This window comes from Methylobacter arcticus (assembly GCF_050917435.1).
Lineage (GTDB): Bacteria > Pseudomonadota > Gammaproteobacteria > Methylococcales > Methylomonadaceae > Methylobacter_A > Methylobacter_A titanis.
The window spans coordinates 742,666-765,129 of sequence record NZ_CP159583.1 but is presented as its reverse complement, the minus strand read 5'-3'; the positions used below and the strand labels follow the sequence as shown (position 1 = coordinate 765,129).

Annotated in this window: 23 protein-coding genes; 16 read left to right on the top strand and 7 right to left on the bottom strand. The window is 46.2% G+C overall.

Going from position 1 to position 22,464, the window contains the following annotated elements; genetic code table 11:
- Window positions 1-70: 70 nt before the first annotated feature.
- Window positions 71-685 carry a Uma2 family endonuclease gene (locus tag ABXJ76_RS03720; RefSeq protein WP_432744219.1) on the top strand — a complete coding sequence of 205 codons (615 nt, stop codon included), beginning with the start codon at window positions 71-73 and terminating at the stop codon, window positions 683-685.
- A gap of 48 nt (window positions 686-733) precedes the next feature.
- Here the strand turns inward: ABXJ76_RS03720 and ABXJ76_RS03715 are convergent, their stop codons facing one another.
- A complete protein-coding gene (locus ABXJ76_RS03715; RefSeq protein ID WP_432744217.1) occupies window positions 734-1,171 on the bottom strand; it encodes an NUDIX domain-containing protein in 438 nt (145 codons plus the stop codon).
- Window positions 1,172-1,321: 150 nt separating this feature from the next.
- Between ABXJ76_RS03715 and ABXJ76_RS03710 the strand changes: the two genes are divergently transcribed.
- The gene (locus ABXJ76_RS03710; protein WP_432744215.1) at window positions 1,322-2,074 is read left to right on the top strand and encodes a zinc ribbon domain-containing protein; all 753 of its coding nucleotides are present in this window, start codon (window positions 1,322-1,324) and stop codon (window positions 2,072-2,074) included.
- 126 nt (window positions 2,075-2,200) lie between these two features.
- Here ABXJ76_RS03710 and ABXJ76_RS03705 read toward each other — a convergent pair whose 3' ends face one another.
- Together ABXJ76_RS03705 and ABXJ76_RS03700 are read right to left on the bottom strand one after the other, a co-directional pair.
- A complete protein-coding gene (locus ABXJ76_RS03705; protein ID WP_432744213.1) occupies window positions 2,201-2,851 on the bottom strand; it encodes a response regulator transcription factor in 651 nt (216 codons plus the stop codon).
- Window positions 2,838-4,754, bottom strand: coding sequence for a PAS domain-containing sensor histidine kinase (locus ABXJ76_RS03700; protein ID WP_432744211.1), 1,917 nt, complete (start codon window positions 4,752-4,754; stop codon window positions 2,838-2,840). The genes ABXJ76_RS03705 and ABXJ76_RS03700 overlap by 14 nt, the downstream gene beginning before the upstream one ends.
- A 419-nt stretch (window positions 4,755-5,173) precedes the next feature.
- Between ABXJ76_RS03700 and ABXJ76_RS03695 the strand changes: the two genes are divergently transcribed.
- From ABXJ76_RS03695 to ftsH, 5 genes are all read left to right on the top strand, one after another.
- Entirely contained in the window at window positions 5,174-5,362 is a 189-nt protein-coding gene (locus ABXJ76_RS03695) for a hypothetical protein (protein ID WP_432744209.1), read from the top strand.
- A gap of 319 nt (window positions 5,363-5,681) precedes the next feature.
- Window positions 5,682-7,796 (top strand): sensor domain-containing protein, encoded by a 2,115-nt coding sequence (locus tag ABXJ76_RS03690; protein ID WP_432744207.1) that lies wholly within the window; start codon window positions 5,682-5,684, stop codon window positions 7,794-7,796.
- Between the two features lie 279 nt (window positions 7,797-8,075).
- Window positions 8,076-8,270, top strand: a complete 195-nt coding sequence (locus ABXJ76_RS03685; RefSeq protein WP_432744205.1) for a DUF2934 domain-containing protein — start codon at window positions 8,076-8,078, stop codon at window positions 8,268-8,270.
- 46 nt (window positions 8,271-8,316) lie between these two features.
- Window positions 8,317-9,051, top strand: coding sequence for a hypothetical protein (locus ABXJ76_RS03680; protein WP_432746431.1), 735 nt, complete (start codon window positions 8,317-8,319; stop codon window positions 9,049-9,051).
- Window positions 9,044-10,996 (top strand): ATP-dependent zinc metalloprotease FtsH, encoded by a 1,953-nt coding sequence (ftsH, locus tag ABXJ76_RS03675; protein ID WP_432744203.1) that lies wholly within the window; start codon window positions 9,044-9,046, stop codon window positions 10,994-10,996. The genes ABXJ76_RS03680 and ftsH overlap by 8 nt, the downstream gene beginning before the upstream one ends.
- Before the next feature lie 66 nt (window positions 10,997-11,062).
- Here ftsH and ABXJ76_RS03670 read toward each other — a convergent pair whose 3' ends face one another.
- Window positions 11,063-11,938 carry a LysR family transcriptional regulator gene (locus ABXJ76_RS03670; RefSeq protein ID WP_432744201.1) on the bottom strand — a complete coding sequence of 292 codons (876 nt, stop codon included), beginning with the start codon at window positions 11,936-11,938 and terminating at the stop codon, window positions 11,063-11,065.
- A gap of 114 nt (window positions 11,939-12,052) precedes the next feature.
- On the opposite strand from ABXJ76_RS03670, the gene ABXJ76_RS03665 reads away from it, so the two are divergent.
- Window positions 12,053-12,379, top strand: a complete 327-nt coding sequence (locus tag ABXJ76_RS03665) for an EthD family reductase (protein ID WP_432744199.1) — start codon at window positions 12,053-12,055, stop codon at window positions 12,377-12,379.
- Here ABXJ76_RS03665 and ABXJ76_RS03660 read toward each other — a convergent pair.
- The 3 genes from ABXJ76_RS03660 to ABXJ76_RS03650 are packed head-to-tail and all read right to left on the bottom strand — an operon-like array spanning window position 12,376 to window position 15,785.
- Window positions 12,376-12,528, bottom strand: a complete 153-nt coding sequence (locus ABXJ76_RS03660) for a hypothetical protein (RefSeq protein ID WP_432744197.1) — start codon at window positions 12,526-12,528, stop codon at window positions 12,376-12,378. The genes ABXJ76_RS03665 and ABXJ76_RS03660 overlap by 4 nt on opposite strands.
- A 50-nt stretch (window positions 12,529-12,578) precedes the next feature.
- Entirely contained in the window at window positions 12,579-12,938 is a 360-nt protein-coding gene (locus ABXJ76_RS03655; protein ID WP_432744195.1) for a hypothetical protein, read from the bottom strand.
- Window positions 12,939-12,956: 18 nt separating this feature from the next.
- On the bottom strand, window positions 12,957-15,785 hold the full coding sequence (locus tag ABXJ76_RS03650; RefSeq protein WP_432744193.1) for an Hsp70 family protein: 2,829 nt from the start codon (window positions 15,783-15,785) through the stop codon (window positions 12,957-12,959).
- Window positions 15,786-16,218: 433 nt separating this feature from the next.
- Here ABXJ76_RS03650 and ABXJ76_RS03645 point away from each other — a divergent pair, with 433 nt between their 5' ends.
- The 8 genes from ABXJ76_RS03645 (at window position 16,219) to hisD (ending at window position 22,414) form a co-directional block, all read left to right on the top strand.
- Window positions 16,219-17,046, top strand: a complete 828-nt coding sequence (locus ABXJ76_RS03645) for an ABC transporter ATP-binding protein (protein ID WP_432744191.1) — start codon at window positions 16,219-16,221, stop codon at window positions 17,044-17,046.
- Window positions 17,047-17,099: 53 nt separating this feature from the next.
- Window positions 17,100-17,882 carry a lipid asymmetry maintenance ABC transporter permease subunit MlaE gene (gene mlaE / locus ABXJ76_RS03640; RefSeq protein WP_432744189.1) on the top strand — a complete coding sequence of 261 codons (783 nt, stop codon included), beginning with the start codon at window positions 17,100-17,102 and terminating at the stop codon, window positions 17,880-17,882.
- Window position 17,883: 1 nt separating this feature from the next.
- Window positions 17,884-18,351 carry an outer membrane lipid asymmetry maintenance protein MlaD gene (gene mlaD / locus ABXJ76_RS03635; protein ID WP_432744187.1) on the top strand — a complete coding sequence of 156 codons (468 nt, stop codon included), beginning with the start codon at window positions 17,884-17,886 and terminating at the stop codon, window positions 18,349-18,351.
- On the top strand, window positions 18,348-18,695 hold the full coding sequence (locus tag ABXJ76_RS03630; protein WP_432744185.1) for an STAS domain-containing protein: 348 nt from the start codon (window positions 18,348-18,350) through the stop codon (window positions 18,693-18,695). Before mlaD ends, ABXJ76_RS03630 begins: the two co-directional genes overlap by 4 nt.
- A gap of 56 nt (window positions 18,696-18,751) precedes the next feature.
- A complete protein-coding gene (gene murA, locus ABXJ76_RS03625) occupies window positions 18,752-20,017 on the top strand; it encodes a UDP-N-acetylglucosamine 1-carboxyvinyltransferase (RefSeq protein ID WP_432744183.1) in 1,266 nt (421 codons plus the stop codon).
- Window positions 20,018-20,029: 12 nt separating this feature from the next.
- Window positions 20,030-20,668 (top strand): ATP phosphoribosyltransferase, encoded by a 639-nt coding sequence (hisG, locus tag ABXJ76_RS03620; protein WP_432744181.1) that lies wholly within the window; start codon window positions 20,030-20,032, stop codon window positions 20,666-20,668.
- Window positions 20,669-20,703: 35 nt separating this feature from the next.
- The gene (locus ABXJ76_RS03615; protein ID WP_432744179.1) at window positions 20,704-21,036 is read left to right on the top strand and encodes a hypothetical protein; all 333 of its coding nucleotides are present in this window, start codon (window positions 20,704-20,706) and stop codon (window positions 21,034-21,036) included.
- 73 nt (window positions 21,037-21,109) lie between these two features.
- On the top strand, window positions 21,110-22,414 hold the full coding sequence (hisD, locus tag ABXJ76_RS03610) for a histidinol dehydrogenase (RefSeq protein ID WP_432744177.1): 1,305 nt from the start codon (window positions 21,110-21,112) through the stop codon (window positions 22,412-22,414).
- Window positions 22,415-22,464: the final 50 nt, after the last annotated feature.

The following is a 22,464-nucleotide window of genomic DNA, read 5'->3' as shown; positions in this document are numbered from 1 at the left end:
CAGGATATCTACGGGGCTGCTTGTGTTATTATCTCGACCACTGTATTAAATTCATTTTGAGTTTATTCCCATGCCAAAAATCACCCATCTTTCCCAATTAGATTTAAATAAAACCTACAGTTATGCCGACTACTTGACATGGCAATTTGATGAGACTGTAGAGCTCATCAAAGGCAAAATCATGTTGATGTCGCCCGCGCCGAATGTGAAGCATCAAGACATTTCTATGAACCTGACACGGTCATTATCAGTTTTCTTCAAACATAAAAAATGCCGTGTTTATGCCGCGCCGTTTGATGTGCGCTTATATGACCGCAAAAAATCTATCTTGGCTAATAAAGAAATTCACACGGTTGTACAACCTGATTTGTGTGTGATTTGCGATACCCAAAAATTGGATGAACAAGGTTGTAACGGTGCGCCGGACTGGATTATTGAAATTTTATCGAAAGGCAATTCTAAAAAAGAAATGCAGATCAAGTATGGATTGTATGCCGAAAGTGGGGTAACTGAATACTGGCTGGTTTACCCTTATGAGCAGGCAGTCTATCAGTTTGTCTTAGACGATAATGGGCGTTATCAATTAAAAGATATGTATGCAAATAACGGCATGGCAATACCGCATTTATTTCCTGAACTAACAATTGATTTAAGCGAAGTATTTGAATCGTTTGGTGATGAATAGAGAGGGTGGACAAGTTTTTTGCCCACCTTATGCAGAGCAACTGCTTATTCACACACGCAACGGAGTAACTTTTCCTGTCATGCGGTAATTCCGGTAATCCTCCACAACCTGGGCATGGTCGAATGCCAGCACAGCAGGAAGATTGTTAAAGGTAAAAAGGCCGAAATTTTTTGCATCGTCCGCGGCCCGCGGCATTCCGGCGGCCTCGGCAATATAGACGGCGGTGACGGTATGATTGCGGGGGTCGCGTTCGGGATTCGAATAGAGTCCCAGCAAAGCCGTCAGCGTAATATCCAGGCAGGTTTCCTCCTTGGCCTCGCGAATCGCGGCATGTTCCACGGTTTCGCCAACATCGACAAAACCGCCCGGCACTGCCCAGCCGTAAGGCGGATAGGCGCGTTCGATCAGCACAAACGGCCGGTCGGGTTGGTCGATCAGTTCGATTAAAATATCGGCTGCCAACAAAGGGGTGACGGGGTTCGGCATGTTATCTCCTGAAAATAGGGTGTAAATGGTTAAAATCTTAAGCTGAACGAATCGCCGATGAAATATACCACAGGAACTCTTAAGGGCGTTTTTTCGCCACGAACGATTACACCGGAATGATCTGCTTAACCTTAACCTATCCAAGAATCCATGAACTGTCCCAAATGCCTAAATGAGCTGCAGGTACAAAGTGAAATTTGTCCTCATTGCGGCATCGTATTCGAGAAGTATCTGAAATATCATCCTGAACAGTCGGCTCGACAAGATGTCCAGCCGCCCATGGTGACGCTTTATGAAGACGATGACACCAAGCCGCTGTCACAAATTCTGTTTCACGAGATGCAACAAACCACGTTGGCTGATTTTATAGGCAGGGCAATTATTTTAGCCGGTCTCATTATTTGGAGCTGGCAGCTTATCAGCGCCTCTATCGAGAGCAATGCGATTGGAAACTCTTTTTTACATCGGGTCAACCTGCCTTTCCATGAGGCGGGACATATTATTTTCAGGCCGTTCGGCGCATTGATTACTTCATTAGGCGGAACGCTGGGACAGCTGTTAATGCCGTCGATTTGCACGGGCGTGTTATTGCTTAAAACACGCGATCCGTTCGGCGCATCGGTCGCATTATGGTGGGTCGGCGAGAATTTTCTGGATATTGCGCCGTATATGAACGATGCGCGAGCAGGGCAGTTGCCGCTATTGGGCGGTAATTTCGGTCATTCGGCACCCTATAGTTTTCACGATTGGCAGTATCTTTTGACCGAGTCCGGTCTTTTGCAATACGACCATTCCCTGGCTAAGGCGGTCTTTGCGATCGGTTCCGCAATCATGGTGCTGTCGTTGCTATGGGGTGGACTTTTGCTGGTTAAACGATATAAGGGCATAAATCGTCCTTGCTGAGCCCCATTCGACAAGCTCAGGAGAGCCTGTCATGAGCTTGTCGAATGGGGCTTAGCGCGAATTAGTCCGGATACCTGATCGATAACCGTGAGAAATATAAAATTTCCGGCAGGAGTAATAAGATTATTAATGAAACCTTTCTTCCAGTGAACTGCTGTTCGGCGCTTCACAATACATGACCATCGTTATCAGTTCGGCGACATTTTCAGCCTGCATTTTTTCCATGATGCTTGCCCGGTGTACGTCTACGGTGCGATTGCTGATATTGAGTATTTTTGCTGATTCCTTGTTGGAGTGACTTTTAACTATCAGGCCCAGCACTTCTTTTTCTCTCGTTGTTAAATGATTGATGCGGTCTTGTATCCGGCGTTTTTTGACAAATTCTTCCCTGAATGCAATATCCTTTTTAATCGCTTCTTTGATGCGTTCCAGCAACATGTCGTTATCGAACGGTTTTTCCAGAAAATCGATCGCACCAGCCCTGAATGCTTTTGCCGAGTCTGGAATATCGGCATGGCCGCTGATAAAAATGATGGGAATACTGATACCTCTGTTCAATAATTCAGCCTGAAGTTCATGACCGGTCATTAACGGCATTCTAACATCCAGGAGCAGGCACCCTGGCTGTTCAGCGTTGTAATTATGCAAAAACGCCTCGGCAGATTCAAAGCTTCTAACTTTTTGTCCTGTTGATTCAATCAACAGCGTTAACGAGTCACGTATTGCAAATTCATCGTCAACTAAATAAACGAGAGGTGTTGAGTCAATTACGCTCATTAGACTTTCTCCGTACGGGTAGAGTGAAATAAAAAGTGGTGCCTTTGCCGGACTGGCTATTGAAATGCAAGTTACCGTCATGGGCTGAGATAAGCGAACGACTGATAGACAATCCCATGCCCATACCGTCTGCCTTAGTTGTGTAAAAAGGCGTCAATATTTTTTGTTGTTGCTCCTCATCAAGTCCCGGCCCATTATCCTTTACCCTGACCTGTATGCCATTGTCGGGAATTAATTCGCTACAGATAGATAACTGGCGCTGCTGATTTGCGGGTAAGCTTTTTAAGGCGTCAACACTATTCCTGATCAGGTTTATGAGGACTTGCTCAATTTGTATATGATCGACATCGATCGGCGGCAAATTGTTTTCCAGTTTAAGTGTCAGTTTTATGCCGTTTTGTTTAAGCTCAGCAATACATAAGTCGGTAGCATTATGAATCAACGTATTAAGGTCGGCAGTTGATCGATGTTTTGCATGCGATTTAACAAATTCCCTCATGCGATGAATGATCCGCCCTGCCCTTAAAGCCTGTTGCTGAGTTTTGGATAAGATCTCGGTGAGCTTTATCACATCAGGATTTTCACTGCGCATAAGATTTAGACTGGCTTGCGTATAGCTGGAAATGGCTGCCAGGGGTTGATTGACCTCATGGGCAATGCCCGAGGCCATTTCCCCCATCAGTCCAAGACGAGTGACATGGGCAAGTTCGTCTAAATGCGCCTTGTCTTGTAACTCCTGGTATTTACGTAAACTTATATCACGGACAATATTGGTAAAATAGTGCGTATTATCGATTGAAAATTCGGCTACGGACAAATCCAGTGGCACTATAGAACTATTTTTGCGTATGCCTTCAATCTCTCGAATTTGGCTGGCCATTTTTACTGTACGGGACGCGTTGCAATGATTCTTTTCTCTGGGTGATGACGGCATGAGCTTGTTAATGTGGCATCCTATCAACTCTTCCGGTTTATAGCCAAAAATAGTTTCCACTGCGGCATTAGCCGATACGATGATGTCGGTCATGTCAATGGTAATAATGCCCTCTACTGACGCATTAAAAATAGAGTTGAGTTTGGCTTCCCGTTCCAGTAATTGATGCTTGGAGCAGCGGAGCTCTTCAATTTTCTTCACTAAACTCAGGTTAGTTAAGGTCAGTTCGCTGGTCTGTCTGCGAATCTTTTGTTCCAGTTTATCATTAAGGCAGGCAATGGTTTCTTGTGCTTGCTTACGTTCGGTTACGTCATGAATAACCAGGCATATCTGCGACACATTGTTATCGTTGTAAACAACTTTTGCGCAGCATTCAATATACGTTACCTTGTTGTTTTTATCGCAGGGTTGAGACCAACGCGTCTCCTCACATAATTGAATGTACTGATATTCTGGAGGGGTCGACGAGCCACATGACTTCCTGATTTTGGCACTAAGGACTTGCTCGGTTTTTTGGCTTAAAAGGCCATGTAGAAACAAAGAATAATTATCCTGATCCGGAGGGTCAATAAACTGCGACAAGCGTTTGTTGATAAGCTCTTCTTTTAGACAACCCAACAGGCTTGCCGCAGCAACATTGGCTTTTTGGATGATCCCTGCTTCATTTAACGTCAGATAACCGATTGGCGATGCATCATAAAGTTGCGCATAGCTATCACGAGACTCAATCAATTCCTGATGCGCCCGGTTTAACTCCTCATTTTGCATTTCCAGTTCTATTTGGTGAACCTGAAATTCAAACAGCAATTTTTGAATGTCTTCAGTAGACATTCGGGCAATATCAGCGCCGGAGTGAGCCAGCATGATTTCGGCCTGTTTTCGGATAGTTTCACGGTGTTTATCCAAGAAGGCCTCTTCTTTTCCGTCAAAACTTTCAGTCATCAAGTGTCCATTAGGTGATTTACTCATAACTACTATCTGTTTTTTCGTGTCGCGGAAATAAGCTGGCACTGAAAAATACACAGGATATTCTCTCGCAGTATCAATATCTTACCTTTTCAAAAATAGACCATAACGCTTAACTTGTCATTCAGATTAATTTACCTAGCATCAATGAACTCCCTTAAAAAACATCAATACATTATGTATAGAGCAGCGACTCATCAATAAAGTACGACATTAATAAGTAAAAATACATAAGTAAAACTACTTAGGTATACGTACGAATTTTACCGTTATTTTTTTGCTATACACTTTAATTAAAATTTGATGGCGTAGTTAAGTTCGAATTTTCAACAGCTATAGATGTTAACGGTAATTTTCTAAAAATCAAAATGATTCTGGTCAATTTTTACAAAACCTGAATGATAGAAAACGTGGAGAGTAATATGGAAACTTGGATAGACGATGAGGGGCAACAGTTGGATAAAAACTACCCATACAAAATTCCCAGGATTGATATTGAACTAAAAGAAAAGCAGTTTATGCATGACGATCTTGAATATTACAAGGAGGTAAAAATTAAATCAAAGAAAAATTCACATGCGGAAAACAAGAAACCCAAGTTTTCTCGCTGAGCAGTAAATGAGCCAGGGTAAAGTATTTCCGTAAAGAGAAAATCCAGGCAGCAGACGACTCAGGATGACTACAGTAGCCATAAAAAACTTAATTATACCTATTTTTCAAATTATTTTAGCCAAAGTAATAGGCTTCTTTGGTGAAGTCTTCGCTGCCAGCACCTGTGTTCTCCAGTCGCCTGGACTACGAAAAATGCAATCTAAGCTACGCCCTTAGAAATTACCCGTCAAATGCTGAATTTTTTATTATCCAAGGAGTAGACATGCAATACTCGAAAAACCTAAGGAAGATCTTCGACTATTGGCTTCGTTTTTTTTTATGATACTGCAATTAACGAAGAGCAAGCTGGCCATTGATACCTTACGAATTAGCGAGGCTAAATATCGCAGTCTATTCGAAAACATTGATCAAAGCGTCATTTATCTGGATACGACGGGTATGGTAATGGCCGTCAATCAGGCAGCCGAACAACTTCTTGGTCTGCCTCGCGACATGCTTATAGGGCGTAAGTTCATTGATTCCTGTTTTAACGTTATCAAGGAAGATGGTTCAGATTTCCCCGAAGGACAACAGCCATCGCTGTTGTCCTTACGTACTGGAAAGTCTGTGGAAGGTGTGGTTATGGGGCTATTTAATACTGAGCGGCAAAGTTATCTCTGGGTTGCCGTTCATTCAGTACCTGAATTCAGGGTGGGCGAACACCAGCCTCATCAGGTATTAATGACATTAACCGATATTACCCGGCAAAAGCAGTCTGAAGGCAAGCTGACCATGGCATCGGTCATTTTTAATAATATAGGGGAAGGTATATTTGTTACCGATAAAGACAAAAAGATAATTTCGGTTAATGAGGCATTTACTGCAATAACCGGTTTTACCCAGCAGGATGTTTACGGGAAAAGCGCTCATTTTTTACACTCAAAGAAAAACAACCTAAAAATTGATGATGAATTAAACAAGGGTACAGAGGGGGTAAATAGCTGGCAGGGTGAGATATGGCGTCGTCATAAAATCAGCATGGATTTCCCATCATGGACCACCGTTAGCGAGGTAAAGAATTCAAGCGGCGATGCAACTCATTATGTCCATGTATTTATGGACATAACCCATTTTAAGAAGACTCAGGATCATCTGGGTTTTTTGGCCTATCATGATCCATTGACTAAATTGCCAAACCGACTGTTATTGAAAGATCGTATTGACCACTCATTACAAAACGCACTGCGGGAAGGTTCGCAAGCTGCGGTATTATTCCTCGACATTGATCGTTTTAAGGGCATTAATGATACTTACGGGCATGCTGTCGGTGATGGTTTACTAAGGGAAACCGCAAAACGCATAAAAAACTTGGTCAGAAAAGAAGACACCGTTTCACGCTACGCCGGTGATGAGTTTGTGGTGTTTATGGAAAATATTCCCGACGCTAAAAGTCCGGCAAAACTCGCACAAAAGCTGATAGATACCTTTAATACTCCAGCCTATATTAAAGGCTATCGATTGAAAATATCGACCAGTGTCGGCATAAGCCTGTTTCCACAGAACGGCAAGGATACAGATACGTTAATTAAGAATGCCGATGCCGCTATGTACCGTGCCAAAAAAGAAGGACGTAATAACTTTCAATATTATAGCCAGGAGTTAACCACCGAGGCTTCCGAAAAAATATCGATGGAATCGGCGTTACGTCAGTCGCTAGAGCGACATGAATTAATTTTATATTACCAACCACAAGTCTGCCTTAAAACCGGTAAACTGGTGGGAGTTGAATCCTTGGTGCGTTGGATGCATCCAACACTGGGATTGATGTCACCCAGACAATTTATACCCCTAGCCGAGGAAAGCGGGTTTATTGTGGCATTGGGTGAATGGGTATTGCAAAACGCTTGCATGCAGATGCGCCGCTGGTTGGATGAGGGCTTGAACATCAATAAAATGGCCGTTAATGTATCTGCAGTGCAGTTTGCACGCTCCGATTTTGTGGCAACGGTTGAACAGACATTACAGTCGACTAAACTAGCTCCGTCTTATCTTGAACTGGAACTTACCGGCGGCAGTTTTATGGATAATTCCGAACAAACCATCAAGGCGCTCAATCAGCTGGTTGCAGCAGGAATAGATTTGACCATTGATGATTTTGGCGTGGGTTGTTTTTCGTTTAATAACTTAAAACGTATTCCGATCAAAAAATTGAAAATTAATAGTTCATTTATAGTCGATGTATTGACTAACATCAACAATGAGACCATTACCCGTGCGGTGATAGCTTTAGGTCATGGCTTGCATTTACAGGTTATTGCGATGGGGATTGAATCGAAAGACCAGCAAAATTGCTTAGTGAACTTAGGCTGCGATGAAGGGCAAGGTTATTTATACAGTTCTCCTGTCTTACCCTGGTCAACTATTTTTCAAAAATTAGGCATGAAACCTAAATAAATTAAGCGGGTCGGGTTGCTCGCCCATTGCGCAAAGGCATGAGTTATTTAATTTTTAACCCTTAAAAGTAAGCGCTGCTTTTCCAGATTTAAACAGATTGATGACTGCCTGAGCGTCTAAAAATAGAGAGGTATAGGTATTTATACGATTTATTTCACCTAATTTTTCATGTTAGACTTAATTATATACTACGTATTCATACGAATTGTTGAGCCATTCCCTTTGCACATAAAATGCACAATGAAGGACATTCCTTCGAAATGCATAAGGGGGTGGATTGTGGCCAAAATCGTAGGGCGGAAAATAAATAAGGAGGACATTAACGAAGATAGGTTTCAAAAAATGATTGCCGAGCGCGCTTACTGTAAATCCGAAAAAAGGGGCTTTGTTGCCGGGCATGAGATGGAAGACTGGCTTGAAGCCGAATGGGAAATTAAAAATCAATACTTCTACTGGTTCCAGGATGTTGAGTAATTTTTTATTTCACCCTATTTTTTAACGTAAAGGAACGGTGTTTATTATGAAACGAAATAAAATGGTTGAAACTTTCGACCAGGATAAATTAATAGCGCATAAACAACGCATTGCTTATCATGAGGCTGGGCATGCAGCGGGTATTCATTTAAATAACAAAGCCAGGCAACTGCCGCCGGTTTTTTTTAAAATCATTTTCAAAGAAATGAGCAGCACCACAGATACAGAAATCATGGCTTATCAAACAACCCATGATGATTGCATTGCTCGCGTCGAAGGCGGCCGATTAATTGAATTATTGCCCTCTTCTATTGACGGCTTGATCAACGAATTAACTGAACACAGTGAGACGACGGTGCAATTGGTAAAGGATTATATGTTAGCCTTTGAGGCGGATATTATTAATCTACTCATCGGCCCCTTGGCTGAAGCTAAACATGTCGCAGATACTGATGACGAGCTATTTAACCATCAGTTAGTCAATCTAAAAGCACTAAAAAATTATGGCGGCAGCTCCGATCTTGCTTTAGCTAACGACTATTTACACAGCTTCTCTACCGATAACCAACAAAAAGATAAAAAGCTAAACGAGTTGTTTACTGTAGCATTTGATTTTGTCAATAATGATGCAAACTGGGCGGCAATCAACCATCTGGCTGCTTATATTTTTAATAGCAGTAGAAATATTATTGGCTGCGAAGAAGTTGTTTCAATGCTTGATCAATCGGTAGAACATTTTCAAAATCGGAGAACCAAGGTTAGGCATCACCATTATGGATGAATCAAAGAACAGTATTATTAAGACTGTGCTCACCTTGCTGGGCAATGTATTCGTCTATCTGAAAAAATTATTACTATCGGGTTTGGCTTATCTATCCAAACAGGCACCGGAGCGGGAACTGAATAAACCTTTAGATAAAAAAACCACCGGCTCCAGACAACGAAAAATTATTTACTTTGCGTTGCTATTCATCGTGCTGCTGACCTTATTGAATAGTGCTCAGGAAGTACAACGCGATGAAATCCCTTACAGTCAATTTATTAATCTGGTCAAAGAGGCCAAAATTGATAAAGCGATAGTAACCGAGCGGTTTATCACCGGTGTTATCAAGTCGGATGACGCCAAGCAGCCTGCCAAAAACTTTATGACCATTCCGTTGTGGCAAACCGATCTTGCTGAAATGTTGGCCGTAAACAAGGTTGATTTTGTCGTCAGAAGCAGCGAGAACTGGTTAAGCAATCTTTTTTTCAACTGGATTATCCCGATGTTAATCCTGGTGCTTATTTGGTCGTGGGTCATGCGCCGTACCACAGCCGGCGGTGCACAGTCTTTTCTTAATTTAGGCGACAAAATTCACATTCATCAGGACACTCAAGCTAAAATCACCTTTGACGATGTCGCCGGTGCCGATAGCGCTAAACAGGAACTTAAAGAGTCCATCGATTTTCTAAAAACGCCGGAAAAATTCCAGCGATTAGGCGGACGCATGCCCAAAGGCGTGTTGCTGGTTGGACCGCCCGGAACCGGAAAAACGCTGCTGGCGCGCGCGGTGTCCGGCGAAGCGCAGGTACCCTTTTTTAACATCAGCGGATCAGAATTTATTGAGCTATTTGTCGGCGTTGGCGCAGCCCGCGTGCGTGAGCTTTTTGTGCAGGCGCGGAACCAAGCGCCCTGTATCATCTTTATTGATGAGCTTGACGCCATTGGTCGTAGCCGTGGCGGCCCGGTGATGATCGGAGGGCATGACGAGCGCGAACAGACTTTGAACCAGCTGCTGACCGAAATGGACGGTTTCGATACCTCGGTCGGCGTAGTGGTTATGGCAGCAACTAATCGCCCTGAAGTGCTGGATAAAGCGCTGTTGCGCTCTGGACGTTTCGACCGCCAAATTGTTGTCGATAAACCGGATTTGCAAGACCGTATTGAGATTCTTAAATTGCATACCAAAGCACTGACGCTGGCTGAAAATATCGATCTGTCGATCATTGCCAGGCGTACGCCGGGACTGGTCGGTGCAGACCTTGCCAACATAGCCAATGAAGCCGCGATAATGGCGATACGGGTCAATCACAATCAAGTCGAAAAAGAAGACTTCGAGTCGGCTATCGATAGAATATTGGCCGGACCGGAAAAGAAAAATCGGGTTTTGAACCCCAATGAAAAACGCAGAGTGGCTTTTCATGAAGCAGGACACGCAATGGTTGCCGAACATGTCCCAACCGGACAGCCGGTGCACAAAATCTCCATTATTCCCCGAGGCGTGGCGGGATTAGGTTTCACTTTGCAATTACCTGTAGAAGAAAAGTTCTTATCGACCGAAGATGAACTGAAAGATCAAATAGCCATATTGCTGGGTGGACGCATGGCCGAGGAAATTGTTTTGGGCAGTATCTCAACCGGCGCCCAGAATGACTTGGAAAAGGCCAGTGAGATTGTCCGCAACATGGTTTGTAATCTGGGCATGAGCAAAAAAATGGGGCCATTGACCTACGGCAAACGCCAACAGCTTCAGTTTTTGGAAACAGAAGTTACAGAGTATCGTAATTACTCCGATGTGACCGCCCGCCTTATCGATACGGAAATAATAGCCCTGGTTGAAGAAGCTGAAACACGTGCGCGTGAAATCATCATTGCCAACAGGTCGGCATTGGAAAAACTGGCCGAGTTGTTACAAGAGAAAGAGGTCATTAGTCGGGACGAAATGCTTGCATTGCTTGGGAGTTGAGCTCATGACCGGCATAACTCAACCAACCATTGCCGTTCTTCAATCAGCTGTTAGTCACGCCGACGACTAAACCCCTAGACCCAATTTTGAGATCAATACCTGCAGCTCAGGTTTTGTCGATGTCGGCTGCCTGTAAATCGCGTAGATCTTACGACTAATTTCAGGCCCGGTCAGATGACGATATTTTACCTTATGGTCATCTAATTGCAGCGTAAATTCAGGCATCAGCGCAATGCCAATGCCAGCGCGTACCATATTCAATATCCATTCTTCGTTATTACTGCGGTAAGCCGCATACAAGTTGATTCCCTGATCCTGGCAAACGCTTTTTAGCTTTTCGCGCAATTCACAATTGAGTCGATCCAGATAGGGTTCTGCCTGTATAGCTTTCAGATCGATCCGTTCAAACTGATTAAAGCGATGCTTCCGACTGAAAACTACCACATAACGCTCTTCATACAACAACGACAGTTGATAAGATGCTCCCAAGGATGTTGTTGGCGCACTGATGACCAGATCAAGCTGGTCTTCGTCGAGTTGTTTTAGCAAACTGCTTTCACTATCGACAATCAATTCCATTTCAATATGTGGGCAATCCTGCTGGTAATCTGCCAAGAACGGACTCAAACGCTGTCCGCCTATGGTTGCCATCAAACCAATCCGCAAGGGCACGGTATTTAATCGGGTAAAACGTACCGCCTCAGCTTTGACCGCCTGCGTTTCCCGAAATATCTGCCTAAGATTGGGCTCAACCAAGCGGCCTAATGAAGTTAGCTGACAGCCCGCCCTGCCCCGCTTAAACAACTCACCACCCAGTTCATTTTCAAGTTTCTTAATCGCTTGGGTCAAAGAAGGCTGGGATACATAGACGAATTGCGCCGCGCGCGTAAACGCCCCTTTATCGCAAACAGCCAGGAAGTAGCGAATTTGATGCATTTCCATAAGAACCCCTTATTAATAGGCAAAGCCTATTGTTTCATAGAAAACCGGTATTTTACAAACCTTACAAATAAGCTTTAGATAAGCACTCCTGCTAATAACCGATATGAAAAGACTATGAAACAAGCAAAATTGATTGTCATGTATCCAACATCAACAGACGTGCAGCTTTTTGAACAGCGTTATGCCAACGAACATGTGCCGATGGCAGTAGAAAAGCTGGCCGGAAAAACCCGGTTTATCGCCTCATTGATTACGGCAAACATCAATAATGAGCTGTCGCCGTTTCATCGTATTGCCGAAGTTTATTTTCCCTCCATGACAGACCTTGAAGCCTGTTTAAATTCGGAAGGCGGCCAGGAAACCGCCAACCATGCCGTGGAAATTTCAAGCGGCGGCGCACCCTTGTTTTTAATTGCAGAAGTTGAGACTTTTGACTTCTAAGCGGATTCTTTGTCGTCGGACACGGACATTGACGAAAAAGCCGTGCCTGCAACAAACACTATCGAGTTTTTTTGTTTCTGCCGGTCGTGATAGCCGATAGCCGAATCGACGGAAACAGGCGTTTCCGGGGTAACACTCGAAAACGCCATCTCGCGCCACGCCGTTCGACAACACTCTCCTGAGAGCAAAGTCGAAGGACTCAGGATTCTGGGCTACGCCCCTCATTCGTCAATTGCTTCATCAGCAAATAACCTGTCAAGGCTCCCCATGCCAACATATATATGCTATGTAACAAGACTTCAAAGCTAAAGCTGTTGACATCTCTGGTGTAATCCCAAATGTCATCAGCCAAAGCAAGTAGCAATACCAGACCCACTGCATATTTGAGTTTGATTTGATGGGCATAAAAAACCCCGATGCCGAAAACCAAACAGCCGGTAAGAAACCTCAGACCACTATGAATTAACATTTCCACATTAAATGGATTAAGTTTAAAGGCCGAATCTATAAAATACAGCAGGATAAACCCTACGATAATGACGATAGTGACTAACTTCATTGTGACCTTCTTTAAATGCTACGCTTCATTGATAAGCTTTAATCCCGGCGGCAATGCTTCGCCAAAGATCTGTTTTTCTTCCTTTTCATCCAGCTCTTTCAATTGCTCGACCATGTCTATCCAGGATACAGGCGCTTTACTCAACTTTAGTTTTTCGATGATTTGCAGGCGCATAGGTTCGTCAATATCGCGCGCCCTGTCGCCGCTCATACGCGCAATGAGTGTAGCAGCAAAACCCGCCTGCGGAATTTTCTTCCAGTCTGCCGCCAATATCTGCGTGAGCCACAGACAAACGGTGTCGGCAGGAATCACATTATGACTGCTGCCGTGAAACGGCATTCTTGCCCCAATGCGTCCCACGGCCCACCAGGTCTGGTTGGGTTCGCTGGATTTTTTCAGACGCTTTAACAGCCATTCGCCCAGTTGTATTTTCTTGGCAACCGGAAGACGCTCCAAAACCGCCGCCAGCCTGACCATATCGTCGTAACCGCGATTCTTTATTTGCTTGATAACGCCGGGTTGTCTTGCCGCTGATGGGTTCAAAAATTTTGCAATATCGGTAAAAATCCGTTCCTGCGCCGCCGCATCCAGGCCGCCCGCAATCCGTCGCCACAGCGTCCACCATTCCGTCCAGTTTTGGGTTTCGTTAACAAACTGGATGCCTTGCGGATAGTTTTTCCACAGCTGCTCGACGCGCCAGTCATCCAGCGGATAACCGAATCCGGGACGCAAACAAAAACCGGCCAGACTCAGCCAGACGCGTTCATGATTTTCGGAGCGACGTTGGTATTTCCCTCCCTCCAGCAAGACCGTGAACATGGCTCTTAGCAACGGCGTCGTCCATTCGGTACGGGCTACACCGATGAGTTTTTCCAGATCGGCGCGCAGGTTTTTTACCGCTTTGGGGTCAATCTGCCTGGATTTAGCGCCAAAAACAGCCTGTATCCGTTCGGCAATTTGGTTAAAATTTGCGGGTAAAGTTGCATCTATTTGCAAACCGGCTGTTTTTTTCCTGATTTGAAACTCTACATTCCAACGCTGGCTACCGTCTTCTTCAACAGCAATGCATTGAATCTTAAGTGTACCCACTTCAGTTTGGGTAACTGCCAGTTCGACAATGACCTCGGTATTCGGCTTGCTGTCATCGCCTTCAAACGCCACAGCCAGCGGTGGCAGGGAATGAAACAAGTCAGTAATATCGGTCACATCGCCCGGTTTGAAGTCGCCATCACCGGACAATGAAACCAGATGAAAACGCACTGGCACGCCTAAGCGCAAAGCAAAACGCCGGTCTTTCAAGACAATTTCATCGCCTTCTTCACTGCCTTTAGGCAAGATACAAATGCCTTGCTGCTGGGTGGAATTGTCAGTATCGACCAGCAGGAAATAACTGCGCGCCGCGCCCCCGCCAATCTTAAGTTTTTTGTCCCGCCGCGCAAGCGCATAACTGACGGCGCCAAAAGCCACCGACAATTCAGGATACTTGTTTTCCAGCAATACCGGCGGACTGGAACGCCACGACCCGATTAAATCGACCATGCGCTGAGTAATCGGCTGACTGCGAAATACGCCGCCGTTAAGCAACAGTCCATCCGGCACGCTGTCCTCCCCTGTTATCGCCAGGGATGGCGTGTATGCCGCAGGCTGGTCAGGAACCGGCGCGGCGAAGGCCTCGCGGGATGCGCCGCTGTGCAGCTTTAAAAACGCGGCGATATGTTTGCTGACCGCCGGTTCTGCTGCATACGGCAAGCCAAACTCGACCACGCCGCTACGTTTTCTGTCCGGCAATTCATCAAGACCCGACAAGGGGAAAAAACCGTCCAGCGCAATTTCCCTGACTTCATCCTTAGACAGAGGAACAGAACGGGAGCTGCCTATCAGTTTAGAACCTCCGCCCAGCAAGGTGACATTGATTTGCTCCGGCGCATCGCCTGCCAACAGGTGCTCTTTGGCAATCCGGCATTGTTCGATCAGTTGCGACAAATCCGCTGCAGACAGGCGTTTTTCACGGCTACCCAGGCGGCTTTCAACAAGATGCGCCAAAGCCAGATCGATATTGTCGCCGCCCAGCATCAAATGGTCGCCGACCCCAATGCGAGTTAATTTAGGTTCCAGCTCGCCCTGCTCTACTTTAATCAGCGTCAAATCGGTAGTGCCACCGCCGACATCGCACACTAGTAATAAATGCACATTCGCCAGCGCCTGTTTAAGGGTTGCGGTATGGCTATGGCGTCTTAACCAGTCATAACAAACCGCCTGGGGTTCTTCCAGCAGCCGGATATTATGCAAACCTGCAAGCCGTGCCGCTTCAAGCGTCAAAGATCGCGCCGCCTCATCGAACGAAGCCGGGACGGTAATCACAATATCCTGTTTTTCCAGCGGTGCATCGGGAAATTGATGTCCCCAGACGGTGCGAATATGAGCCAAATAGCTGGCACTGGCAATGATAGGCGAAACCTTAGCGACGTCATCGCTGCTGCCCCACGGCAGAATGTCAGCAGCGTGATCCACCGACGGATGCGATAACCAGCTTTTAGCGCTGGTGACAAAACGTCCCTTGCTTTTAGCACCCAAAAGGCGTGCGGCCTCGCCAATCACAGCGGTTTGCTCGGAGTCCGACGCACCGCCGGGAAACGACAAGTCGTCCTCGGACAATTCGCCGTTTGCCGGATGATAGCGCACCGACGGCAATAACGGCCTTGCGGCAACTTGGCCGGGAGCGACCAATTGTTCAATTTGGAAGATTTGTATTTCTTGACTTTTATTATCGGCTTTAGCGTAAGCAACAACGGTATGTGTTGTGCCCAGGTCGATGCCGACTAGATAGCTTTGGGTAAGTTTTTTCACAATAATATTGCAGTTCTATGAGACTAAACGGTCCAAGATATTATCAATCATCTCTTTCCATGAATAACGGCGACAATAGGATTTTATTGTCTTCTATCAGATAAATAAGCCGATAACTGTATAGAGAAGCACTTAGCAACTTCATGACCTCATGGGCAGCTTGGTTACTAAAAAAGGATACACGAAATATTTTAGATTTACATCACTGTCTATATTGATAATGGCTGTCGATGATCGCTGCTACAGCAAATATACCGACAATTCTGACAAAGATGGTGCTCATACATCCAAAGCCCAAGCAAACTCAACATTTACGTAATGGCCGACCGACCGGTCGCCCCTACAATGCAGACTAACTGCACAATAGATTGACTTAACAGGGAGTAGTCATAGAAAATAGTCCGCTTAATTTCCACATTAACGTTAACTACGCATGGATAACAGCGTTTCCCCGCAAAGCAGTCTGGTCTCTGTTAAAAACTTGTCGTTTTCTCGCGGCAACAAGAAAATATTTGACGATATTTCGCTGGAATTTGAGCGCGGCAAAATTACTGCCATCATGGGACCTAGCGGCACCGGCAAAACGACGCTGTTAAAACTGATCGGCGGACAGCTGTTTCCTGCGCAAGGCACGGTTAGCGTCGATGGTAACAATGTCCACCGCCTACGCCGTTCCGAGCTGTACAATCTGCGTAAGCGCATGGGCATGTTATTCCAAAGCGGCGCGTTATTAACCGACATGAATGTCTTTGATAATGTGGCTTTTCCGTTACGCGAACATACCCACCTTCCCGAGTCGATGATTCGCACCTTGGTGCTGATGAAATTGCAGGCAGTCGGTTTGAGAGGGGCGCGTAACTTAATGCCTAACGAACTTTCCGGCGGCATGGCCAGGCGTATTGCGTTGGCCAGGGCCATTGCACTGGATCCGATGATGATCATGTACGATGAACCTTTTACCGGCCAGGATCCGATTTCCAAAGGGGCATTGGTTCATCTGATCAAATCGTTGAATACTATTTTGGGACTGACCAGTATCGTTGTCTCTCATGATGTTCATGAAACAGCGGCTATAGCCGATTATATTTATGTGATCTCAGAAGGTAAAATTGTCGGGCAAGGCAGCCCTAAGGAAATTCAACAATCCGAATCGGACTGGGTGCAGCAATTCATGACCGGCGCTGCCGATGGTCCGGCGCATTTTCATTATCCGGCAAAAGATTATATCGATGACTTATTGTCGACTGGAAAACGTTATTAAGATTCAATTTTTACCTTGCACCTTTTACCTTGCATCTTGCACCTTACTTTAAAATGATTGAATTTCTACAGCATTTGGGCGAAAACACCCGCACCAGCTTTACCAAACTTGGGCGCGGCACATTTTTCCTGCTACAAACTCTTTCCGGCATACTCAGTGTGTTGACTCGCCCCAGACTGCTGCTTAACCAGATGTATTCAGTCGGCGTACTCTCTTTTCTGATTATCACTATTTCAGGGTTATTTGTCGGTATGGTTCTGGGTCTGCAAGGCTATTACATACTCTCTGATTTTGGCGCAGAAGAAACGCTAGGGGTCATGGTTGCAGCCTCCTTAGTCAGGGAACTCGGTCCCGTGGTTGCGGCGCTGTTATTCGCAGGCCGGGCCGGTTCTGCGTTAACGGCGGAAATTGGTCTGATGAAAGCGACAGAACAGCTATCGGGTATGGAAATGATGGCCGTCGACCCCATTAAACGCATTATTACTCCGCGCTTTTTGGCCGGATTCTTGTCCATGCCGTTACTTGCAGCTCTCTTTAGCGCTGTCGGTATTATTGGCGGACAAATGGTTGGCTCAGGCTTATTAGGCGTTGATGAAGGCGCTTACTGGGCGCAAATGCAAACCAAACTGGATTTTCAAGATGACATTATCAATGGCGTTATCAAAAGCATCGTGTTTGGCTTTGTCGCTTCATGGATAGCACTGTTTGAAGGTTATGACGCCATCCCTACATCTGAAGGGGTCAGTCGAGCCACCACCCGTACCGTCGTTAATTCAGCTTTTAGTATTTTAGGTCTTGATTTTATTTTGACCGCACTCATGTTTGGAGATAATTAACATGCAACATACCCGTACTCAGGACACACTTGTCGGACTCTTTGTCGCGTCAGGCATAGTCGGCTTGTTTTTTCTTGCGATGCAAGTCAGTAACCTAGGCTCTTTTACCGAGCATGATGGTTATACGATTACGGCTCGTTTTGAGAACTCCGGCGGTTTGAAGGTTAAATCGCCGGTTTCATCGGCTGGCGTTAAAATCGGCCGGGTCAGCGCTATTAGCTTCGATACCACAACCTATCAATCCGTTGTGCAGTTGAATATTGATGCGCAATACAATACCCTGCCCGAAGACACCACCGCCAGCGTGTTTACCGCCGGTCTGTTAGGCGAACAATACGTCAACCTGGAAGCGGGCGGTTCGGATGAGCTCTTAAAAGATGGTGGCAACATTGAAATCACCCAATCCGCCATTATTTTGGAAAAAGCGATCGGTCAATTTCTATTTAAATCAGCCTCAGAAAAAAAATGAGCCAATTGAATATCACTAAAGAGGGGCCTGGAAACTTTATTATTGATGGTGATTTAACTTTTGCTACCATCGACAAACAGACCCTAAAATCATTTTCTTTCCTAAAGTCGGCAAAAGAAATCACCCTGGATCTGGGGGGCGTCTCCTCTACAGACAGTGCCGGATTGGCGCTAATGATTGAATGGATAAGATATTCCCAGCACAATAGAACGCATATAATATTCAAAAACATTCCCGAACAATTGCTCAACCTTGCCAAACTCAGCGGCTTTGATCAATCTAGCCATTTTAATGAAGGTTCAAAGGAAAAAATTCAAGACGAAAGCTTAGATATCAATACTTAGCTTTTTTCGCCTTTCGCCTTTAGCCTTTTAACCCTTAATCTCACATCCTTTAACTCATGGACAAACTCATTATTACCGGCGGCGCACGACTCTCTGGAGAATTACGCATCTCCGGCGCCAAAAATGCCGCTTTACCGATTCTGGCTGCCACCTTACTGTCGGAAGCTCCGGTTAGCGTCGGCAACATACCGCATCTCCATGACATCACCACCACCATGGAATTACTGGGGCGCATGGGTCTTGATCTCACTGTCGACGAGAAAATGAATATCGAAGTCGATTCCAGCACCATCAACAGCTTTGTCGCGCCTTACGAACTGGTCAGAACCATGCGTGCCTCAATACTGGTATTAGGCCCTTTAGTGGCCCGATTCGGCGAAGCCCATGTGTCATTGCCCGGCGGCTGCGCTATCGGCTCACGTCCTGTCGACATTCACCTTAACGGTCTGATAAAGATGGGCGCTGACATTACCGTCGAAAACGGTTTTATCCATGCCAAAGCAAGCCGACTTCAAGGCTGCCGCCTGGTTCTGGAACAAATCACCGTTACCGGCACCGAGAATCTGCTGATGGCAGCCACCTTGGCCGAAGGCACTACGATTATTGAAAATGCCGCCAAGGAACCTGAAGTCACCGACCTGGCTCACTTTCTTAACAAAATGGGTGCCAAAATAACCGGCATCGGCACCGATGTACTGGTTATTGAAGGCGTGGAAAAACTGGGTGTTGACAGCATTCACTACGACATTCTTCCCGACCGGATCGAAACCGGCACCTATTTGATTGCCGCCGCCATTACCGGCGGCAGTATCAAACTGAAAAATACCCGTCCGGATATTCTGGACGCTGTTCTGGAAAAACTGGTTGAAGCCGGCGCTGACATCAGCACCGGTAAAGACTGGATCAAACTGGATATGCACGGCAAAAAACCCAAAGCCGTTTCGGTGCGTACTTCGCCTTATCCGGCTTTTCCGACCGATATGCAGGCACAGTTCACCGCCATGAATGCTATTGCCGACGGCGTGGGCATTATCACTGAAACGGTTTTTGAAAATCGCTTCATGCATGTTCAGGAATTGCAGCGCATGGGTGCCGACATTAGGCTGGAATCCAATACCGCCATCGTCACCGGCGTTAAAAAATTAACCGGCGCACCGGTTATGGCGACCGATTTAAGGGCTTCGGCCAGCCTTGTTATTGCCGCTCTGGTGGCCGAAGGCGATACCTTGGTCGATCGTATTTATCATATCGACCGGGGCTATGATCACATCGAAGAAAAACTATCCCAACTCGGTGCAACCATACGCCGCGTCCCAAGATAAGGTTTTATTATTATGATAACCATAGCCGTATCCAAAGGCCGGATTTATGAAGATGCCCTGCCGTTATTGGCAGAAGCCGGCATTACGCCGATTGACGACCCGCTTACCTGCCGTAAACTGATTTTACGCACCACCCGGGATGACGTACAGCTGGTCATCATCCGCGCCACCGACGTGCCTACCTTTGTTGAATATGGTGCCGCCGACATGGGCATTGCCGGAAAAGACATCCTGCTGGAGCATGGCGCAGAAAGCCTGTATGAACCGCTGGACTTGAACATCGCCTGTTGCCGGTTAATGACCGCAGCGCATAAAGACGCGCCGCCGATTGCCGGCCGCGTTCGCGTTGCGACCAAATACGTCAAAATAACCCAGCGTTATTTTGCCAGCCTGGGTATACAGGCTGAAATCATTAAACTGTACGGATCAATGGAACTGGCGCCGCTGGTCGGTCTTGCCGATTGCATTGTCGACCTGGTCGATACCGGCAACACCCTAAAAGCCAATGACCTGGAGCCGCGAGACCTGATTATGCATATCAGCTCCAGGCTGGTGGTCAACAAAGCGGCGATGAAAATGAAGCATCAGGCGATTCAATCCTTGCTCGATCAGTTTGAAAAGACGCTGGCGAAAAGAAGTTACCCGAAGTGACATTACATTAGGCATAAAAAACGAGGCAACATTTAATGAATAGATGGAACATTCCTGATTTCCTAGAACGTGACGTAATTGAAAGAGATGCGCATTGTGTCTACTGTGGAATTGAATTTGTACTATCAAACGAATCACGAAAATCAAAACCAACATGGGAACATATTGTCAACGATGCAAGAATAATTTCCCTTGAAAATATTGCAAGATGCTGTACGTCGTGCAACGCAAGCAAGGGCGCAAAACTTCTTACTGACTGGCTAAATTCTAGTTATTGCAAAAAAAAGAACATCACAAAAAACAATGTCGCACTAGTGGTGAAAGTAGCCCTTGATTACCCACCGACTTTGGACGAGTCAAATGCTTAACACTACACTCAACCAGAACGTGGTTACAATGCGGTTTTTTTATTTAAACTCACCAAACCATCATCATTAGCCCATGTCTGATATAACTCTTCTAAAACTCGATGCCTCATCAGCCGATTTCAACCGGCAATTACAAAATTTGCTGGCCTTTGATGATGCCGACGATCTGGAAATTCATCAGCGCGTTCTGGCTATCATTGCCGATGTCCGCAACAACGGCGACAAAGCGGTTATTGAGTACACCAACCGCTTTGATCATCGCGCGGTCACAGAAGCCTCCGAACTGGAATTATCGCCGGAAACCCTGAAATCGGCCTGGCATGACTTACCCGCTGAGCAAGCCCAGGCACTGCAAACCGCCGCAGACCGTATTCGCGCTTATGCCGAACACCAGAAAATGGAATCGTGGCAATACACCGAGGCTGACGGCACCGTACTCGGGCAAAAAATCACCCCATTGGATCGCGTCGGCCTTTACGTACCGGGCGGTAAAGCCGCCTACCCGTCTTCGGTGTTGATGAACGCAATACCCGCTAAAGTCGCGGGTGTCAGCGAATTAATCATGGTCGTGCCCGCGCCTAGCGGCGAAACCAATCAACTGGTGCTGGCCGCCGCTTATCTGGCCGGTGTAGACCGCGTATTTACCATAGGTGGGGCGCAGGCGGTTGCCGCGCTGGCTTACGGCACCGAAACCATTCCTGCTGTGGCAAAAATTGTCGGACCCGGCAATATCTATGTCGCTACCGCGAAAAAACTGGTATTCGGGCAAGTCGGCATCGACATGATTGCAGGGCCTTCGGAAATACTGATTATCTGCGACGGCAAAACCAATCCCGACTGGATTGCGATGGATCTGTTTTCACAGGCGGAACATGACGAAAATGCTCAGTCCATATTGATCAGTACTGACATAGCTTTTCTGGACGCTGTTGAGCTAAGCATCAACAAACTATTGCCGACCATGGAACGCGCCGGGATTATTAGGGCATCGCTAACGACACGCGGCGCACTGATCAAAGTTAGCGACTTAAATGCCGCCGTTGATGTGGCCAATATTATTGCGCCTGAACATCTGGAACTCTCCGTTGAAGACCCGGAAGCCTTATGTGAAAACATTCGCCACGCGGGAGCCATTTTTATGGGCCGCTATACCGCTGAAGCTTTAGGCGATTACTGTGCAGGGCCTAACCATGTGTTACCGACCTCCAGCACCGCACGTTTTTCTTCACCGTTGGGTGTTTACGATTTCCAAAAACGCTCCAGTTTAATCAACTGTTCCCAAGTCGGTGCCGATACGCTGGGTAAAACCGCATCGATATTGGCGCGGGGCGAAAGCCTGACCGCCCATGCGCGCTCTGCGGAATACAGAATTAAATAAGTAGCGGCGACCGGTCGGTCGCCCTTTTTATGCCCAATGCGACCAACCGA